This is a genomic window from Janthinobacterium sp. GL_088 (assembly GCF_057837845.1).
Map to the genome: position 1 here is coordinate 1,723,287 of NZ_CM174453.1, position 17,704 is coordinate 1,740,990.

The 17,704-nt window shown below is 59.3% G+C and carries 22 protein-coding genes and 1 pseudogene; 5 read left to right on the top strand and 18 right to left on the bottom strand.

The window, feature by feature from the left end; all coding sequences use genetic code 11:
* Window positions 1–430: 430 nt before the first annotated feature.
* The 10 genes from AC3IQ7_RS07770 to AC3IQ7_RS07815 form a co-directional block, all read right to left on the bottom strand.
* Complete coding sequence (locus AC3IQ7_RS07770; RefSeq protein WP_489208818.1) at window positions 431–1,576, bottom strand: Arm DNA-binding domain-containing protein; 1,146 nt, start codon at window positions 1,574–1,576, stop codon at window positions 431–433.
* Window positions 1,577–1,740: 164 nt separating this feature from the next.
* Entirely contained in the window at window positions 1,741–2,439 is a 699-nt protein-coding gene (locus AC3IQ7_RS07775; RefSeq protein ID WP_489208821.1) for a hypothetical protein, read from the bottom strand.
* Window positions 2,436–2,675 (bottom strand): hypothetical protein, encoded by a 240-nt coding sequence (locus AC3IQ7_RS07780; protein ID WP_489208824.1) that lies wholly within the window; start codon window positions 2,673–2,675, stop codon window positions 2,436–2,438. Before AC3IQ7_RS07780 ends, AC3IQ7_RS07775 begins: the two co-directional genes overlap by 4 nt.
* Window positions 2,669–2,821: a hypothetical protein gene (locus AC3IQ7_RS07785; RefSeq protein ID WP_175539401.1), complete on the bottom strand. Its 153-nt coding sequence runs from the start codon at window positions 2,819–2,821 to the stop codon at window positions 2,669–2,671. The genes AC3IQ7_RS07780 and AC3IQ7_RS07785 overlap by 7 nt, the downstream gene beginning before the upstream one ends.
* Entirely contained in the window at window positions 2,818–4,656 is a 1,839-nt protein-coding gene (locus AC3IQ7_RS07790) for a replication endonuclease (protein ID WP_489208827.1), read from the bottom strand. The genes AC3IQ7_RS07785 and AC3IQ7_RS07790 overlap by 4 nt, the downstream gene beginning before the upstream one ends.
* The gene (locus AC3IQ7_RS07795) at window positions 4,646–4,999 is read right to left on the bottom strand and encodes a hypothetical protein (protein ID WP_489208829.1); all 354 of its coding nucleotides are present in this window, start codon (window positions 4,997–4,999) and stop codon (window positions 4,646–4,648) included. The genes AC3IQ7_RS07790 and AC3IQ7_RS07795 overlap by 11 nt, the downstream gene beginning before the upstream one ends.
* Window positions 5,000–5,100: 101 nt before the next feature.
* Window positions 5,101–5,502 carry a hypothetical protein gene (locus AC3IQ7_RS07800; protein WP_489208831.1) on the bottom strand — a complete coding sequence of 134 codons (402 nt, stop codon included), beginning with the start codon at window positions 5,500–5,502 and terminating at the stop codon, window positions 5,101–5,103.
* A 120-nt stretch (window positions 5,503–5,622) separates the two neighbouring features.
* Window positions 5,623–5,886: an Ogr/Delta-like zinc finger protein gene (locus AC3IQ7_RS07805; RefSeq protein WP_070300963.1), complete on the bottom strand. Its 264-nt coding sequence runs from the start codon at window positions 5,884–5,886 to the stop codon at window positions 5,623–5,625.
* On the bottom strand, window positions 5,883–6,071 hold the full coding sequence (locus tag AC3IQ7_RS07810) for a hypothetical protein (RefSeq protein WP_046682347.1): 189 nt from the start codon (window positions 6,069–6,071) through the stop codon (window positions 5,883–5,885). Before AC3IQ7_RS07810 ends, AC3IQ7_RS07805 begins: the two co-directional genes overlap by 4 nt.
* Window positions 6,072–6,108: 37 nt before the next feature.
* A complete protein-coding gene (locus AC3IQ7_RS07815) occupies window positions 6,109–6,312 on the bottom strand; it encodes a hypothetical protein (RefSeq protein WP_035820909.1) in 204 nt (67 codons plus the stop codon).
* Window positions 6,313–6,608: 296 nt separating this feature from the next.
* Here AC3IQ7_RS07815 and AC3IQ7_RS07820 point away from each other — a divergent pair, with 296 nt between their 5' ends.
* The 5 genes and pseudogenes from AC3IQ7_RS07820 to AC3IQ7_RS07840 all read left to right on the top strand — a co-directional run bounded on the left by AC3IQ7_RS07820 (window position 6,609) and on the right by AC3IQ7_RS07840 (window position 9,903).
* A complete protein-coding gene (locus AC3IQ7_RS07820; protein ID WP_489208834.1) occupies window positions 6,609–7,052 on the top strand; it encodes a helix-turn-helix domain-containing protein in 444 nt (147 codons plus the stop codon).
* A 254-nt stretch (window positions 7,053–7,306) separates the two neighbouring features.
* Window positions 7,307–7,801 carry a hypothetical protein gene (locus tag AC3IQ7_RS07825; protein WP_489208837.1) on the top strand — a complete coding sequence of 165 codons (495 nt, stop codon included), beginning with the start codon at window positions 7,307–7,309 and terminating at the stop codon, window positions 7,799–7,801.
* Between the two features lie 237 nt (window positions 7,802–8,038).
* A pseudogene (locus AC3IQ7_RS07830) lies at window positions 8,039–8,233 on the top strand (YdcA family protein); the annotation flags it as partial.
* Window positions 8,234–8,266: 33 nt separating this feature from the next.
* The gene (locus tag AC3IQ7_RS07835; protein ID WP_489208839.1) at window positions 8,267–8,677 is read left to right on the top strand and encodes a hypothetical protein; all 411 of its coding nucleotides are present in this window, start codon (window positions 8,267–8,269) and stop codon (window positions 8,675–8,677) included.
* Window positions 8,678–8,880: 203 nt separating this feature from the next.
* The gene (locus tag AC3IQ7_RS07840) at window positions 8,881–9,903 is read left to right on the top strand and encodes a hypothetical protein (protein WP_489208841.1); all 1,023 of its coding nucleotides are present in this window, start codon (window positions 8,881–8,883) and stop codon (window positions 9,901–9,903) included.
* 84 nt (window positions 9,904–9,987) lie between these two features.
* On the opposite strand, the gene AC3IQ7_RS07845 is transcribed toward AC3IQ7_RS07840, so the two are convergent.
* Genes AC3IQ7_RS07845 through AC3IQ7_RS07880 form a run of 8 tightly spaced genes read right to left on the bottom strand, consistent with a single transcriptional unit; the run spans window position 9,988 to window position 17,702 of the window.
* Window positions 9,988–11,220, bottom strand: coding sequence for a phage late control D family protein (locus AC3IQ7_RS07845; protein ID WP_489208843.1), 1,233 nt, complete (start codon window positions 11,218–11,220; stop codon window positions 9,988–9,990).
* Entirely contained in the window at window positions 11,217–11,825 is a 609-nt protein-coding gene (locus tag AC3IQ7_RS07850) for a phage tail protein (protein ID WP_034785845.1), read from the bottom strand. The genes AC3IQ7_RS07845 and AC3IQ7_RS07850 overlap by 4 nt, the downstream gene beginning before the upstream one ends.
* Before the next feature lie 15 nt (window positions 11,826–11,840).
* The gene (locus tag AC3IQ7_RS07855) at window positions 11,841–14,927 is read right to left on the bottom strand and encodes a phage tail tape measure protein (RefSeq protein WP_489208845.1); all 3,087 of its coding nucleotides are present in this window, start codon (window positions 14,925–14,927) and stop codon (window positions 11,841–11,843) included.
* Window positions 14,928–15,041, bottom strand: a complete 114-nt coding sequence (locus AC3IQ7_RS07860; RefSeq protein ID WP_071650284.1) for a GpE family phage tail protein — start codon at window positions 15,039–15,041, stop codon at window positions 14,928–14,930.
* Between the two features lie 8 nt (window positions 15,042–15,049).
* Window positions 15,050–15,358 carry a phage tail assembly protein gene (locus tag AC3IQ7_RS07865; protein WP_489208847.1) on the bottom strand — a complete coding sequence of 103 codons (309 nt, stop codon included), beginning with the start codon at window positions 15,356–15,358 and terminating at the stop codon, window positions 15,050–15,052.
* Between the two features lie 38 nt (window positions 15,359–15,396).
* A complete protein-coding gene (locus tag AC3IQ7_RS07870) occupies window positions 15,397–15,906 on the bottom strand; it encodes a phage major tail tube protein (RefSeq protein WP_070300979.1) in 510 nt (169 codons plus the stop codon).
* A 59-nt stretch (window positions 15,907–15,965) separates the two neighbouring features.
* Window positions 15,966–17,141, bottom strand: coding sequence for a phage tail sheath protein (locus AC3IQ7_RS07875; protein ID WP_489208850.1), 1,176 nt, complete (start codon window positions 17,139–17,141; stop codon window positions 15,966–15,968).
* A gap of 36 nt (window positions 17,142–17,177) precedes the next feature.
* On the bottom strand, window positions 17,178–17,702 hold the full coding sequence (locus tag AC3IQ7_RS07880) for a hypothetical protein (RefSeq protein ID WP_489208852.1): 525 nt from the start codon (window positions 17,700–17,702) through the stop codon (window positions 17,178–17,180).
* Window positions 17,703–17,704 lie beyond the last annotated feature (2 nt).

The following is a 17,704-nucleotide window of genomic DNA, read 5'->3' on the forward strand; positions in this document are numbered from 1 at the left end:
GTCGTCAGCAAGCTAAAACACAACGTACCAAAGTTGTTTCAGGATTTGGACAAGAATACTCAGTTGGAGCTTATGGCTGGGGTCGGCGCCGATGTTTCAATGTTCGAGGTTCATCTGTCACAGATAGGTACAGCCTTCGTTGATTGGCGGTATACCTTCCAAGACCCGAAATGGAATAGGTTAAATCTTCCCTACTTGAAGAAGTTCGCAAAGGTAGCACATACGCTCGCAAAGCTGCGACTTGTTAATACAACTGCGGCGCCATAAGATGCATTTCGGTAGATGAATTATCAGTTTTCAGTGCAACTCAACATACTCACAGCAAAAAGTAAAAAACCGAAATAATTGCGAAGGTCCGCAACGGGGCGTTTCCAGCCCCTCAGTCAGGATAGGTCATGTTGCATGTAAGCCAGCCGATAAGACTTAATCCTCAAAGACCAAACACTATTTCAGCTTTTGATCCGGCTGCTTGATCTGCATCCGGCATCCAACGCCCATAAACCCTAGCAATCATCGTCCAGTCAGCATGCCCCATTTGTTTGGCCACCCACATAGGGTGCTCGCCAGCTGAGAGCATCATGCTGGCGTATGTGTGCCGCGTCTGATAAGGGTTGCGATACCGCACGCCAGCATTTTGCAGAATGCCTGCCCATAAAGTCTTGCGGATCGGCTGGTCCCCTTCCCAGCGCCGCTCCAGGCGAGGATTTTGAAACACTTCTTCGCCCTTCGCCCAGGTGAATACCTTTTGCTCTTGCAGCGCATGCATGGCACGCTCCAGCAGCTTGACTTCGCGGCGGCCGGCGTTCGTCTTGGTGCTTTCTGCCGCTTTGGAGTGTTGGGTGAGGGCGCGCGTCACCATCACCACGCCACGCACGAAGTCGACGTCTGACCAATCCAACGCTACCAGCTCAGACGTGCGCAAGCCGGTCCAGAAGGCAAACTGCAGCAGGTTGCGGCCCTGGCCGGTTGCCTGCCCCAGAATCGCCGCCTGCTCTTCCTTCGTGAACGGGTCGATATCGTCCTTCGACTGCGGCGCCTCGACCTTGGAATAGCACCAGCGCGCCAGAGGATTAACCTCGATCAACTCGTCTTCTATCGCGTCGTCCAGCGCCTTGCGCAGCACGCTCTGGATGTTGGCCATGGTCTTGTTGGTTGCGTTCATGGGCTCCAGCTTCGCCCGTACGTCTTTCTTGCGCAGCGCCGACAGCATGATGGTTCCGAACCAGGGGATCAGCTGACCAACCACGATCTTGCGATAGCCGTTGTACGTGCTGGCCTTCAGGTGCTTTTTCTGCCTGTCCAGCCACTTGTCCAGAAACGCCTCGATGGTCTGCACGTCGCCGACCTGGTCGGCAAACTTGACGGCATTGGACGATTGCGGAAAGGTGGCGGCATAGTCAAAGCTGTTGGTGGCGATGGCGTGCAGGATCGCCGCTCGATGGTTTTCCGCACGTTTCAGATTAGCGGAGGTGGGCTTGAGTGCGATCCTTTCCCGGCACCTGGTGCCGCGATACATGAAGGTGATTTCGATGCTGCTTTCCGATGCAGCTTTAACACCTCGCCCGTCTCTACCCATGTTTCATATCCTTTCACATCAATTAAAATTCGATTGTCTGGCGCCTTGATCCAGACGGCGTCTTTCGGCCAGATCCCGTCCCGGATCTTTGTTCTGATCGCGTCAGGGGTATAGCCTGATTCGATGGAGAATTTCGGTATGGTCATGTAGCGAAGCATTTTTCCTTACCTCCGCTCAGCGTCTTGATGGCGTTGATGTTGGTCGAACTGATTCTTCATGAACTCCATTCTTCTAAGAGCCTCGTCGCGCTGATCCCAGCCTTGTAGGCGCCCCGCTTCACGTTGCTGTGCTCCCCAGGTGGTGAGGTGGGTAATGATTGCCTGGCGTGTCTGCTCCACTGCTTTGGTTTCAATATCGCTGTATGGATCGACACATGCAGCGCGAAACCAAGTCAGTAGTTCCTGGAACGCTGGCGTGTCAACGCTTTCATTAGCTTTTGCCGCGTTGAAGGCGGCTAAGGTTTGCAGGGCTATGAGCTGGTGTCGTTCCTTAAGACCGGCCAATACTGAAGCGAAATTGCGAAATGCCATGGCGCCGTCCAATGGGGTATCGCCGTTGCCAAACTCTCTTGCTAATTGAAACGCACTGTCCATCACGTATTCGTGCCGTGCAGCTAGAAATGCAAGTTCACCTGCTGCAGCTTGGATTGCCACCATTGCAAACGCTTCGGCCTCGGTGTATTCGCAAGCTTCCATGCCTGGTTTGCGGAAGTCGCGCAGCCGGCAAAATTCCTTGTATTGATCCATGTAGTTACCTTGTGATTTAGCCGATTGGTTAAAGTGGCCGTATAGCCACCTGGAGCGTTGTTCTGTATTCATGGTGATCAGATCACGGAAGAAGAGCGCAAGCGGTTCGCTCGTCATAGCTGGCACCCCAGGGCGGCCGATGCTTTCTTAATCGCCTCGATGGCGCCCAATGGCACGGCCCGGAACATGCCTGGCCACTGGTGATCCAGCTCCACCCAAGCATGCAGCTCGCCATTACCCACGTCGCGGCGCAGGTCGTTGACGGTGCCGGCCTGGTAGCCTTCATCGGTATCGAATGTCACGCGGTCGCCCCGGGCGATTTGCCGCGGTGAATTGGTCAGGGTGTTCAGCATTGTGGTGCTCCTTTCAGTTTGGCGGTAACTCCGCACACGCCGTAGCGGTCGATGGCGGCGTCGATCACATCGCCGCTGGATGCGGCAACCTCAAAAAATTCAAAGCGTTCTGTTTGCGTGCGAACGATCACGGCATAGGTGCTCATGTGCCATTTCCTTCTTGGGGTGGGGTGTCGGGGAGGATCAGCCGGGGCCATGGGCAGGCATTGACGGCCGCCCAGGCGGCAATCAGTGCTGTTTTTGCCTCGTCCGACAGGTTCGGCACGGGTGCCGCTGGCGGCGTGGCCGGGGCAGGGCGGTCGGGGTGCGTACAGTTATTTACACGAGTCCGAGGAACGGCAACCCCAACAGCTACCCCGCGCCCGCCTGTGGCCTGTACCGGCGTCCACGTATGGCGCACGGACTTGAAGACCACGCCTATGAGGGCGCTGCAGCGCACGCCGTAGGGCGTGATGCGTTGCGTTTCGCCGTAGCGGCCGATGACGGTCTTTTCGTCCTTGGCCAGGGTGACGACCAGCTCCTTGCGCGGCACCAGGGCGCCGCCCTGGGCGCGCAGATATTCGGTCCAGCAGGCGCGCTTTTCGCCGTCGATCTTTTGCACGGCGTCCCAGGCGCGGCGCATGGCGGCCGGCGCTTCATTGACCATGCTTTCCTCGATGCGGCGCAGCTCGCGCCACACGGTGACGGGCGCGCCACCCCATTGCTGAAATTGACGGATGCCCCAGCACGCGGCCCAAGACTCGACGCGCGCCGATGGCGTCAGCTCGACATCGCCTTCGGTGTCAGCCGTGACGACATAGCCTTCTTTCGTCTTGTGCTCGGCCACGCCGTCGATGTTCTTGGCCACATACTTGGCGATGTAGCCGGCGGCGCTGCCCTTGGCCCAGTCGATGCGCTTCACGTCCAGACGACGAGCGAAGGCGCCCGCTTCGCCACGGTCCACGCGCCAGGCGTAGCGCTTCATGATGCGGATGGCGCGGCCCGCCACGTCCTGCAGGTGGACCGTCTTGTATTTCGCGGTCGGGCGCACGAACAGCAGCAGATGCCAATGCGGGCAGCCGTCGTGATGTGGTTCGGCAATGCGAAAGCCGTACAGGCCGATGCCCCGGCGCGCCAGCGCGGAGCGGCACAGCGATGTCATCTTGCCCAAATACGCGTTGGCCTCGCGCGGCGTCGAACCGTCGAACTTGTCGTTTGGCTTGCCGCTGTGCTGCATGGCGTGGAAGCGCGATGGGCACGTCCAGGTGATGAAAATGCCCTGGTCGCCGCACTCGCGGGCGATCTGCTCAAAGCCGTTGATGCGCAACATCAGTTCGCCCCGGCGGATGGCCTTGTTGGCGGTAGTTTTCTCGGCCAGCTCGGCGATGCTGAATTGCTGGCCGTTCTCGTTCTGCACCAGGGTGGCGGCCAGCGCTGCCGCGTTGCGGCGGTTTTGCGCCAGGCGCGACAGCACGGCATCATTGCTGGCGTAGGGCTCACCGCGATAGTTGACGTAACCCAGGCGGATATTGCCCGCTTCAAAGGCGCGCTTGACGCGCTTGCGCAGTTGTCGGCGCCACCAGCGGGCATCCACCAGGCGCGCGATGGTGTCGGTCATCGCGTCGAACTCGGGCAGCTCGATGCCATACGAGGCGCATTCGTCTTCCATGATCTGCAGGGCGTGCGTGTCGGACACCGCCATCCACAGCATTTTGGTCACGCCAGCCGCCGCGCGCTCGGCAGTGGCCACGATGTCGGCGTCGCTTTGCGACAGGTCCACGCCAGCCGGCACGTACTGTTCGGCGAACTCGCGCACGAAGCAGGTGGCGACGGATTCATAGACTTTGTACCAGGACGACCAGGCCATTTTTGCCATGGCCGCCGTGATGACGCGGTTGCGCCATTTGTAGGGGATACGGGCCAGCTCGGGCGCGAACTGGGCGGAGCGCAAGAAGGCTTCGTGGCGTTGCGGGGCAGGCAGCAGGATTTGTTTAGATTGCATTCAACAGTCTTTCGTACACCCGGATAGCGGCAGAGGTGGCGGCGCGCAGCTCGATGCGCTCTTCTTCGGTAAATGAGTGGATGGGCGATTCCCAGCGCTCAGCGTCCATGCCGGCGGCGATCAGCACGGAACGGCGCGCGCCGCGCGGCGACAATCCCCAGGCTTGGGCCATGAAGGGCGCCAGGTTGCGCGGCTTGATGCTGCGTAGCTGGGCCTTGGCTTCGGCGATGGCGGCCCGCGCATGCCCGGCGCCTGGTGGCGTCGGCATATCCTTGTCGCGCGCGGCCAGAATCTCGGCGGCAGGCTGGAAGGACAGGTGATTGTCGATAAGGGACGCCTGCATGGTTCAGTCCTTGATGGCGCCGATGGCCCGCAGCACGTCAGGGGTAATGACGATCAGGAGCGACAGCAGCCAGATGCCGCAGGTCTTGGCCAAGCGCTGCATCAGCGTTCCTCTGCCTTGGCAAAATATTTGGCCCAGTAAGTCAGCGTGCGCGACGAGCTGCTGCATTGCACGACGCCCGATTCACTGGCGAACAGGTAGCGCAGCTCGATGGGCAAGCTATCAGCCAGTGCGCGCTGGTTGGTCGGTGAGAAAAAGCCGAAAAGCTGCAACGGTTGCGTATCGCTGATGATGAAGGTCAGATTGGCTGCGCCGTAGGCGTGATAAGTCCTGGCAATCTCGCGGATATAGGCGCACAGGTCGGCGATGTTGGCGCCAGCGCTAACGTCCAGAAGGAAGCAGGTCGGCGCCACAGGCACGACGCATTTTTGCAGGGCCGGGCGGGGTGTGGCCGGCGCCGGGGATTTGTCGGCATTAATGGTGGCGTGCAGCGTGTTTTCCATCGGTTTTCCTTATTTCAGGTTGAACGAATCCCGCACGCTCAAAAAGGAGCGCTGCAGGGCACAGCAAAAGAGGGGAGATACGGCGGCCGGGCTACGGCGGCGCGGGGATCGGGATAGTCATCAGCAGCCCGCAGTCAGGTCCAGGGCCAGCTGGCTGGTGGCCGCCGTACGCGCATGCTGGGACATCGGGATGCGGATATCCGGCTTTGGCATGGCAGACAGCGAGAGGGTGCGCAGCACTTCCAGGCCCGCCACGAAGGAGTGCCCGCATTCGGGGTTCTGGCACATGTAGGTGATTTCCTTGAACATGGCGGACATCGTGCGGCTTTTGACGGCGCGGACGGTGTACTCGCAATGCGGGCAGGGCAGGCCGATGACTCTCATTTCAGCTTTCTTTCCACTTGGTACAGGGCGCGACCGCGACCTGTCATGTTTTTCGACTGTATGCGTAAGCGCGACTTGACGAGCCATTCAGCCGCCTGATCGATACTTGCCAGCCCCTGGCGCTGGCGCACGAGTTCCAGCACCGCGCGCTCTTCGTCATTGAGGTTAATTTGATGGTCTGGCATTTTCTGTAACTTTAGAGTTGCTCAAAAGTGACTCGGTTTAAACGCTGCGACGCTGTACGCTGTCGATGGTGGCGTCATCCAAGGCGATCACTGCCAAGGCTTCACGCATCACGATCTGGCGCACCAGCACCGCAAGCTCTTCACCCTGGTAGTTGGCGATCGAGGAAACGAGCTGGTGCTCGTAATCGTCCAGGCGCAGCATGACGCGGTGGCTGCGGATACGTTTTGCATCGGGGTACATGACGTTGTCCTTAGTGGGGGGATTTGGATGCGAGTTCGCGCTTGTAATCGGCAAGGCCGCGCAGGATCAGAAAGCGGAGGAACCAGGCACGGGAACGTTCAAGTTTCTCTGCGCAGCCTTCAACTTCTGCTACCTCGTCAGATGTCAGACGGACGCCAAGGGGCTTGGTAGTGACGCCCTTGGCAGTACGCCTCACTATGGATACGTTTTTCATAATGTTATGATCTGTAATCGCTATGGTATGGCATAACTATAGCTCTCAAATGAGAGCATTGTAAAGAAAAATTTGCGCACAAATGAGATCAATTGGTGAAATACTGAAAGAAGAGCGTCAACGCTTGGGCATGAATCAAGAAGATTTTGCTGCCGTCGGCGGGCTGAAGCGACGCGCACAAACGCTGTATGAACAAGACGAGCGTGCCCCGGATGCGCTTTACTTACGAGCGCTGGCTGGGATTGGGGTCGATGTCCACTACATACTTACGGGTGAGAGATTGCAATCAGCCGTTACCCTGGATGAGCGAGAATTGTTGGATGGCTATAGAAGTATGGACGTTCGCGGGAAGGCGGGCGTACTTGGAATGATTGGTGGCATGCGCTCGTCAACGCCCCCAGCATCCCAAGCAGGAAATGCCCCACACGTTGAAACCCATGGCAAGATTGGGCAAAATTTCGTCGGGAATATCATCGGGCCGCAGACTTTTAATGTGGCCGGCAGCGGACGAAAAAAGGAAAAATAGTCTGCAACTGATTCATCTTCTTATGTTTATTGTAATTGCTGCTTGTTTTGTCTGCATACTACGCATACCGATCTGATGCGTGAAGGTGTCGTAAAGTCAACGTTTGAGCAACTTCGGCTGGATTCGTCCAGTTGCGGACATTGGCTTTAAGGTCATTCCCTATCAGCCTGATTAAAGTTGCAGAGAGCCTTCAATGACTTCATTCTCATCAACTACAATAGAGTGGTTAATTATTAACTTCGCGAGGTAATCAAGTGAAATCCTGTCTACGGTTTCTGTCAGCGCTAAGCCTTATATTCACCACTACTGGGTATGCACAAGACCGCTACCGTGACGATCGCGGTGAGGATATTCAACTCGTTTGCTACGGCGGCGCCGAAAAGCCGACAGCGGAGGTCCGTTCCGGGTTTGAGTGGGACGCGCAACAGCACAAGTATGTCCCCAAGCAAAGTGTAGAGAGCGGCAAGTCTGACTTTCAGGCCACAATCAATATCTCCATCCACGGCGACCGCGCCGAGATTCAATTACCCCAAAGTCTGATTCCACCGCTGCACGGCGAGAGCAACAACGGCTGGTGGTCTATCAACGACCTGATCGTGGAGCACGACGAAATTCGCGGCCAGTTTCGCCTGAACGGGCTTAACCAGCCTCGCCTATCCATCAACCGACGCAGCGGCTCCATCACGATCGACGGCATGATCAAGTTCAACGGCCGCTGCGATGCGGATGATGGCCATCGCCGTTTTTGAGTCCTCGTCGACACAGCACTTTACGTGTTCGATGGCGGGGGCAGGTCTGCCATTCGGACACGATCTCAGCCTTGGGGTCTAGACTCACAGCAAACTGTGATGTACCAATTGTTAATACGGCACGACTGACTATGCTGCGCATGCGTATTGGCGCCGAGCTTACGCAGCGACTTCAGCTTGCGGATTCGCATAGCTGGGCCTGTGTCGGAATGGCAGACCTGACCCTCAAGCGGTGATGGCGCGACTTTCGTCTGCAATGACGGCTCGATCAGTGCATCGAAAAAGATATGTTCCGCAACTGGTCAGCCAGCCAAGGCGCCTGTGGCTGATTCCTCCGGCTGCTCCTGTCGCAGTGGAAGCTACTGCACTGGACCGCGTGGTGGACAGTACTGTCTGAGCGACAGCGGCGCCAAGAGTTACCGACGCCGCTGATTCACACTTTGTTTTATACACACTGACATTTATATGAAAAAAACAATCGCTGCCATTGCATTATTCTCGCTTCCTTTCCTCGTTTTTGCCGATGCCAAGACAGTCACGTCCCCAGTCGAAGTCCAGAAAATCATTGCCCGAATTTCCGTTGCCGACAAGACTTTTGGCTATAAAAATATTGGCGAGAGAATGCAGAAGATTGGCATGACAATCAGCTCCGTTCGAGTCGACCAAGTTGGGAAAGAAGATGCCGAGCCACCAATGTATCGTGCCGGCGACCAGGTGATTTCAATATTTACCAGTGAACCATCGGAAGCGGTCAAAGCCATTTGCCCAATTATGGGATCGCCGGTGTTTATCAAGCGCGGCGGCGCATACATTCCTTCTGGTCGGACCGCATATTGGTTGATGCACAATAAATGTGAGAATGGAGAGCGACGTTAACTTTGAATAGCTCAGGTTTATTCTGACAATTAGCGTACGATCAATGGCATGTTCTGCCCCTGAGACTGACGTTAGAGGAGAACGATCGATACCGCAATGATAGCGTTACCGCGCGCGCTGGCCCTGTCCGACTTTAGCTCATTAGGTGCCACATGTGCGCGGCTCCCTAACCACCACAGTATTTACTTGGGAAGTGCCATATTATGGAATACGCAGCGTACGGGCGAGCGATAGCGTTGTCCTCTGCACCTATTGTTGGGCTTTATCGTTTTGGCGACGAATTTCAGATATACCCTGCGCCCGTTGGTTCACCGACAACCAATCATATCGAGGCAACCTATCCTTTCATCATCGAGGTGAAGTATATGGCCACAGATCAAGGGAAACAACTTGAAATGGGCTTCATCGAGCCTGACTGGATTAATCAAAGCCGGCGAGTTGACCGCATTAACCATGTACTACTTTGGCTCACCACTTTAACGGCCTTCCAGCTTGTTTTTCCTAAACAACGATCATCATGGTTCTGGCCGGATTCGGATCGCCACGTCGATCCGTTCCCACTCCCTCAATGGGGAACTGAGGCATACATCCTGCGCGAGATCGGCCCTTGTATCGAAGCGTTTACGGAACCTGACTACGCTGCGATTCAGCATACAGAGATTCATGAGTATCACTCACGCATTGGACTCATACTGGGACATGAGTTCGATCTGCCAGACTCGATCACTGAGTTGCTGAAAGATGTAATTTCACTTGATGCTGAAGCGACGGAGACGTTTCTCTCTGCGTGTTTATTGTTTCGTCAAGCGATTGATCTATGGCAATGCTATTCAAGCTTATCCTTTGCTTCGGCTGTTTCGGCGCTTGAGACGCTCATAGATTACAACCATAGAGAGCTTAAATTAGAACGTTGCGGAACGTGCGGGCAAGAACGATATCGAGTTGTGAAAAAGTTCCTTGATTTCTGTCTTCAATATGGTGTTGGCAATCGCAAAGATCTTTATCAGGAGTATAAGAAGGCATTTAGTAAGATATACAGCATACGTTCTGCATTGTTGCATACAGGAAAGCTGATGCACGATGACTTGTATTGCCCCACTATCGGAACATGGGACAACTTTGAAGAACGCGAACAACATCGCACCCTCCTGAGGTTGTATCGGATATGCGCGCTAAATTGGTTGCGCGCAACTGCTGCAGAGCAGAGAGTAAAGCGGGCGGGTTAATCCTTGGCTCAACGAGGCGGTATTCTCGTAGGGGTACACTCATGTTGTTTCGCTGTCATTGTGGGCCGCCATGTACCTATCTGTTCATGGCACCTCGCCATTCTCCCTGATGATGTCGCGCACTTCCTGAATGCGCTTCCACGCATGCAGCACCGCCCGCTTGGCGGCCTGCTTGCTCTTGTAAAGATGCTCCAGCGTCTTGAGCGTGCCCGTGGCGCCGGCCTGTTCCTGGCCCGCCTTTTTCTTCTTCGCCGCCACATCCTTCCACTTGGCCACCACGCCCGTAACGCCTTCGTCCGGGTCTTTCTCTTCCTCGCGTTCTGCCTCCACCGCTTCCGTTTTCGTTTCGAACTCCACGCGGGTGGTAAAGCCGTTCCCGCCCAGGCTATGCGTGACCTTGACCGATAACCATTCGGTGGCGTCGATCTCAGGCTTGAAGCCTGTCACCGTCACGGGCGATTGCGGGAACACGGCCGGATTGCCCAGGGCCAGGCTCATTTCAAAGGTGGCCAGGCCACGCAGGATGCGCTGCCATTCGGCCACGGCCGCCGCGCGCGCGTCCGTTTCGTTGGCAAAGGTGGTGCGCAGGCGCTTGCTGTTGCCGGGCACGCCGGCCACCACGCTGCGGCGGCGCGCATAGCGCTCGTCGTGCCAGAAGGCGCGCACGCCCGTGTAGGCGTCGCTTTCGGCGCTGTGGTAGCGGTGGCCGTCGCCCAGGGCGCGCGTGATGGGAATGACGGGCAGCGCCTTGCCGCTGGCGGTGCGGTTCTGGTTGATGGGGATGAAGAGCAAGGTGTCATTCTTGACGGTGGCCACCGCGTCATATTTCCTGCCCAGCCGGCGCAGGAAGGCCGCATCGCTTTCGTGGGTCTGGTCGATGTGCTCGACGGCGGTGTCGCGCAGGCGCGCCGACACGCCAGACGCCAGCTCGTTGCGAAAGGCGATGGCCTCGATGATGGCGCCCAGGGTGGTCTTGTGAAAGCTGTGCTCCTGCTGCTGTTTGAAGGTGTCGATCAGGTTGGCCGACCTGGCGCGCAGGGTGATGGTGTCGGGCGCGCCGCTGTGCTCCACCTCGTCGACGGTGAACTTGCCCATGTCCACCAGGCCGGTGGCCTGCCAGCCCAGCGCCAGGGCGATCTGCGCGCCGCGCGGGGGCAGGGCCAGCTTGCCGTCGCTGTCATCCAGGGAAATATCGAGCTGGTCGCTCTCGTCGCCACGGCACAGGGTCAACGTCAGATTGATTAGCCGCGGTGAAACGATTGCCGTCAAATCCTTGTCTTCGATGCTGACCTTGAAGGCGGGGATATGCTCGCTCATTTGAACTTGTCCGCCGCGCTGCCGATGGCGCCGCTGATGCTGCCGCCGATCTTGTCTTTCATCTCGCTGACCACGCCGCCGTATTTCGATGTGATGCCGCCGACCACATTGCCCACCACGCTGCCCACGGCATTTTTGGCCGCGCCCGCGATGCTGCTGGTCATGCCGTCGATGCTGAGCATGTTTTTCAGGTCGCCGATGTCGCCCAGGCCGACCATGGCCAGCACGCCGTCGTCGTCGCGCTTTAGCGCAATCGAGAACTCGACGCGGCGCGCGCCGCCACTGCCGTCGAGAATGCTGCGCCCCTCCGTCATGCTGGTGATGCGGTAGGAGCCGAGAATGCGACCCGTGCCCTGGATCAGAATCCACGATTTGCCCGTGTCGGCCATCATGCGCAAGGCATCGAGCGAGTACAGGGAGCCGGTCAGTTCCGGCGCCACCCAGCCCGACAGGGTGATCGTGTCGTCACCTGGCCCCACGTACTGGTGCGCGTCGCGCAGGCCCACGCGTGCCGTGCTGGCGTGCTTCCATTCCGTTTGCCGCTGCAGCTCGTGATAGGCCAGGGTCGGCAGGCTGAAGACGAACATTCCTAAAATCATCATCATGGTGGTTGTTCCTTCTTAATCGTGGTCGCGCAGCGACGAGCGGATGCGTGCCGCCTTTTCGCGGTCGCGCTGTTCCATTGCCGCATACACCGCGCGGGCGATGGCCTGCGGATCGGAACCGGCTTGTGCCTGGATCGTGATTTCGATCTTGTCGCCCTGAATCGTCATGCCGGCGCCGAAGCCGCCTTGCGACAGCGGCGCGCGCGTATCGAAGGCGCTGGCCGGCAGGGCGGTTGCCGTGCCGATGGCGATGCCGGCGCCCAGTTGCGTCAGGCGCTGCGCCAGTCCGGAAACCTTGGCAATCGGCGCGCCCTCGCTGCGGTCCAGGCCCACGGCCAGGCCCTGCATGGTGTAGTCGCCGAGCTGGGCAAACACGCGGCTCGGGCTGTGGATGCCCAGCTTTTCCTTGAACCAGGCAATGGTGCTGGAACCGGCATTGCTGATGGCGTCCTTGACGGCGCCCATGGACCCGGTGATGCCGTTGACCAGGCCGCGCAGGATGTTGGCGCCAAACTCGGTGAACTGGGCCGGCAGCTTGATGCCGAACCAGCTCATGACGCCCGCGAACGCCTGGTAAAACACGCCGACCGGTGACCAGTTGATAATCAGGGCCGTGATGTTGCCCATGCCGCCGGCGCAGACGGTGCGCAGGCGCGACCAGATATCGGCGAAGAAGGCGGCGATAGGTTGCCAGGATGCGGTAATGCGCTGCAGGATGCTGGCGCCGAAGTCGGTGAACTTGGCCGGCAGCGTGATGCCGAACCAGCCCAGCACGCCCGCGAAGGCGCGATAGAACAGGCCCAGTGGTGACCAGTTGGCGATCAAGGCGTTGACGCCGCCAATGCCGCCGGCAAAGGCCATCTTGATCTGCGACCAGATGCCGGTAAAGAAGCTAGCCAGCGGCGCCAGCCCCTTGGCGAAGCGGCCCCGGATGCTGGCGGCAAAGTCGGTGAACCGGGCGGGCAGCGCGATGCCAAACCAGCCCAGCGCGCCTGCGAAGGCCCGATAAAACAGGCCCAGCGGCGACCAGTTGGCGATCAGGCTATTGATGCCAACGAAGCCGCCGGCAAACGCCGTCTTGACGTCTGACCACAGGCCACCAAAGAATCCCTTGATCGGTTCCCAGTATTTGTAGATCAGGAAGGCGGCGCCGGCAATGACCGTGATGGCGATGCCAATCGGGGTCATCATAAGAGCGCGGCCCAGCCACAGGACGGCCCGCCCCGCCCACATGAAGGCACCGCCCAGCTTGCGCAAGATGGGCGTGAGCACGCCGCCCGTCACGCCCATTTTGGCGAACATGACGTGCAGCATGGCATACGGGCCGATCATGGCGGCAATGCCCAACATCAGCGGCCCCAGCACCAACAGCAGGCCGGCCAGCACGGCAAAGCCGGCGATCATGATCTTGGCCACGGTCGGGTTGCGTTCCATGAAGCCGTTCAGGCGCGTGACGGCGGAAATCGCCATTTCCAGCCCCTGCGCATACAGTGGCAGGATTTTTTCGCCCATGGTGAGCTTGAGGTTGGCTAATTTTGACTGCGCTTCCAGTTCCTTGCCGGCCGCCGAGTCGCGGCCCAGTTTTTCCAGCTTGCCGATATCGGCGGCGCCACGGTTGAGCTTTTCGTTCTTGTGGATCTGCACGCGCTGCAAGTACATCTGCGAGTACAGGTTCGACGCGGTGCGGTTGGAAAAGATGCTGCCGATGGCGTCGAGCACCTGTTTCTTTTCCGTAATGCCTTTTTTGGCCAGTTGTGGCAACAGCACCTTTTCCAGCCATTCGAACTGGTTTTCGCGGAACAGTTCCGCGCCCAGCAGCGCGCCGGGATCGAGGAACGAGACTTGCCCCGCCTTGTCGTGCTTGACCTTGCTCTTGTCGCCAATCAGGCCGAACTCTTCCAGCTTCCTGGCTGAGCGCTTGGTGGTGCGGCCCTGATACAAGTTCTGGTAAGCGCTCATCAGGGACGTGCCGACGCGATTGCCGCTCATTTCCTGTACCAGCGGTTCCATCTGGTAGTAAAACGCATCGTCTTTCAAGCCCTTGGCGGCGATGCCGCCCGTCTTGATCATGTTTAGCCATTCATTCGGCCCCACGCGCCCGCCCGTGGCGGTGATGACCTGCTGCACGATATTGGCCTGGGCTTCAAACTTTTCCTTGCTCTCCAGGCCGCCGCGCAGTTCGATCACCTTGAGCATGTCCATGAACTTGCGTTCGTTGTCGGCACCTTCGGCCTCGCCAAAGAAGGCGTGATTGGCAAACTTCATCTTGGCCAGGGTAGGGGCGACCATTTCCGCGTGGTGCACGTCGGCAAAGGCGCTCATGCCGTCGCGCATCAACTGCAGGTTGTCGAGCTGGCTGGTGCCGTAGGTTTTCATGTTGCGCGCGAAGGCGACGGCTTCAGCTGACACTTTGTCGCCCAGGCCAAGGGCGTTGACGCGGCCCACTTCCGTTTGATAGTGCTTGGCCTCGTTCAGTCCCTTGACGACGGGCGCACCGATGACGGCGCCCGTGGCGGTCGCGCCCGCGCCGGCCATGGCCAGGTTGCCCGCCTTGTTGCGCAGCTTGTCGGCATGCTGGGTGGCATTGGTGACGCGCTGGTGCTTGGCGTTTGAGGCGGCCAGCTTCTGCTGCTGCAAGGTCATGGTTTTGTTGGTGGCCTCGATTTCGCGGCGCAAGGTGCGCTCGTGGTTGGCCAGGTCTTTGGTGCCGATGCCGGCGCCTGCCAGGCGCTCGCGCATGACCTGCAGTTGCTGGGCCTGCTGCTGGCCGGCCGTCTTCAAGGCACCAGCCGCTTTGACGGCGGCGTTAAATTCGCGCGTCATGGCGCGCGTGGGCGCCTCCGTCTGTTTCATTTTGGTGGTCAGGCTGGCCACCTTCTGCTGCGCCGCTTCCAGCTTGGTGCGCGTGGCGTCCAGGCCGCCATGCAGCTCGCGGAATTTGCTGATGTTCTTTTGCTGGGCGTTCAAGTCGCGCAAGCGGTCGCTGGTGGCCTTCAAGGCCTTGGCCGTGTCGCTGGAGCCGCCCATGATTTTCTTGAGCGGGCCGGTAATCTTGTCCAGTGCCGCAAATACCACCTGTAACTTCAAATCCCGACCAGCCATCTATTCCGCTCCGCTTCGTTGCCGGGCGCGCTCGCGCCAGGCCATCAGTTCATCAATCGTAAAACCGTCCATCGCTGCCGGCGTCCAGTGAAAGACGCCCGCAATGTCGGCCATGGCGTCTTCTACTTCGTCGGGGATACCGAAAGACGATCGGCTTTGCTCGCCAAAAAACCGGCAACCTCGGCGCCCACGGCCAGCAGGTCGGCCGGGTCCATGTTGGCGATGTCGTGCGCGGTCAAGGTCGGTTCGGTGATGCGCGGCAGCACGATCTGCAGGGCCGACACGTTCAGGTTGGCCAGCTCGATCAGGGAAATGCCGCGCAGGGCGCCCACCTTGGGCTTGCGCACCGTCAGCGAGGTGATGAAGGTGTCGCCGCGCTTGATTGGCTCGTCCAGCTCGATGACGGCTTGGTTTTGGGTATCGTTGTGCATGGTGTTGTCCTGGTAGGGTGGTGGTGAATAAAAAGGGATTACAGGCCGATGGCCTTGCGGATGGCGGCATTGGTGTCGCCGCCGCCAAAGTTCTCGGTGCCGCTCATGAAGTCCAGTTCGATGACGGTGGCGCCGTCGATCATCAGCTTGTAATAGCTGCATGCCATCGTGTATTTGTGGGTGGTGTCGTCGCCCATCTTGGCGCCGCCCATATCGATTTCCTTGTAGCGGCCGCGCACGACGACCTCGACGGCGGCGACGGTGCCGTCATCGTCTTCCTGGTAGGCGCCGGCAAAGCGCAGCTGCACGGCGCCGTGGGAATGGGCGCCGTATTGTTTCAGGGCTTCGGCGATCAGGCCGCCGCCGCTCCATTCCAGCGACAGCGCCTCGTTGCCGAAGTCCACGGACACGGGGCCGCTCATGCCGCCGGCGCGGTACTCTTCCATCTTGCGGCTCAGCTTGGGTAGGGTGACTTCGGGCACCATGCCCATGAAGGAGACGCCGTTCTGGAACAAGTTAAAATTTTTCAGTTTGCGGGGCAGGCCCATATTGTTCTCCAGTGATTCGATGCGCCCGCGCGGGCGCGGGCAGGGTGGTGATTGGATGGTTACGCGGCGATGCGCGAGGCGAAGTCGGCCAGGTAGCGGTCGGTGATGCGCTGCTGGAATTTCAGGTTTTCCAGCGGCGGCACGGGCGTGTAGTCGTAATCGATGGCCAGCTTGCCGTCTTTCAGCGCCGTCTTATCGTTGTATTGCTCGTCATACCAGGCATGGCCGTCGATGATGTAGCCCTGCAGTTTCAAGTCGCGGAACTTGGCATTGATGCTTTCCAGCAGATCGCGCACCAGCGAAGGGTGCAAGGGCACATCGACATAGGCGAAATGCGCTTCGGCGATGGTGTCGGCCAGCACCTGGGCCGTGCGCGTGTAGCTTTCGAAATAGAAGAAGCCGCCAGGCTCCTCGCAGGTACGCGAACCCCAGAAGCGGTAGCCGCTCATGTTAATCAGGGTCGTGACTTCCTTGGCGTTGAGCACACCGGCGTCGGTGGCCGGGTCTTGCAGGTCGAAAAATACATCCTTGCTGATGCCGGTCGGTCCGTTGACGACGACGTTCGACAGTGTCTTGTGCCAGCCCGTTTCCTCGTCGATCTTGGCGCGCAGGCCCATGGCGTAAGCGACGGCAGAAATGCTGGCCTCTTCGTTGGTGGCGGTATCCCAGTTCACAAAATCCGGCCAGATCATCATTACCTCGCGCTGGCCGAACTGGCCGCGATAGGTGGTCGCCGCCGTAACGGTGGCGCAGCCATAGGCTGACGCATACACGAAGCCGCGCAGGCGCTGTGCCACGCTGGCCAGTGCATTTGTCACGGCCTGGGTGTCCAGCCCCGGCGCGCCCAGGATGCGCGGTTTCACGCCCAACTTGCTTTGCGCGGCCAGCAGCGCCTGGGCGCCCAGGTACTTGCCATCGGGCGACACGCCGCCCACGGCGTTGCTGGTGGTTTCCGCTTCTGTCTCGCCCTGGGCCACGCGCACGACGACGGTGAGCGGCTTGGTCTGCGCGGCGATGGCCGCCAAGCTGCGATACAAGGTGCCGGTCTTACCGGCTTTGCCCATGGCGGCCAGCACGTTGGTGACGAGCACGGGTGTGTCGAGCGGGAAGGCTGCCGCGTCGGCATCGTCGGCCGTGGCGATCAGGCCCAGCACGGCCGTGGACACGGTGCGGATCGGGCGCGAACCCTCGTTGATATCAATGACGCGCACGCCATGGTGGTAGTCGGTGGCCATGTAGGGCTCTCCTGGTAGGTGGTGAATGTCGGGGTGTTACTGGGTGTTGCCTGCATCATCGAAGGCGCGCCGTGCCTCGTCGGACAGGGTGGCCGCGATGCGCGCGTATTCGGCGCTGACGGCTGCTTGCAGCACCTCGATGTCCTGCGCGGCGGCAACCGTAGGGCAGATGGTGATGTCAAGCAGCCAGGCGCGCGCCGCCGCGATGGCTTGCACGGTATCCGCATCGTCGTCGGCCATGGCGGCAAAGCCGATGCCGGCCAGGCGGTTGAGGATGGCGTTGCGCGTCTGGCGCACGGTGGCCAGGTAGGGCGCTGCCAGCACGGCAAACGGTGGCGGCGGGGCGGCGGTGATTTTCCACTTTCCGCCAGCGGTCATGCTGATGGAGGCGGAGGCGGCGATGGCGTCGCGCAAGCGCGCTTCGTCTTCGGACGATACTTCAACGGCATCATCCGGCCAGGTGCCGGCGGCATCGTAATCGGCACGCATTTGCTCTGGATAGAAGCCGCGCGTACTGCTTGAAAAAAACATAGTGGACTCGCTTTCGATAATGGACGTCATGC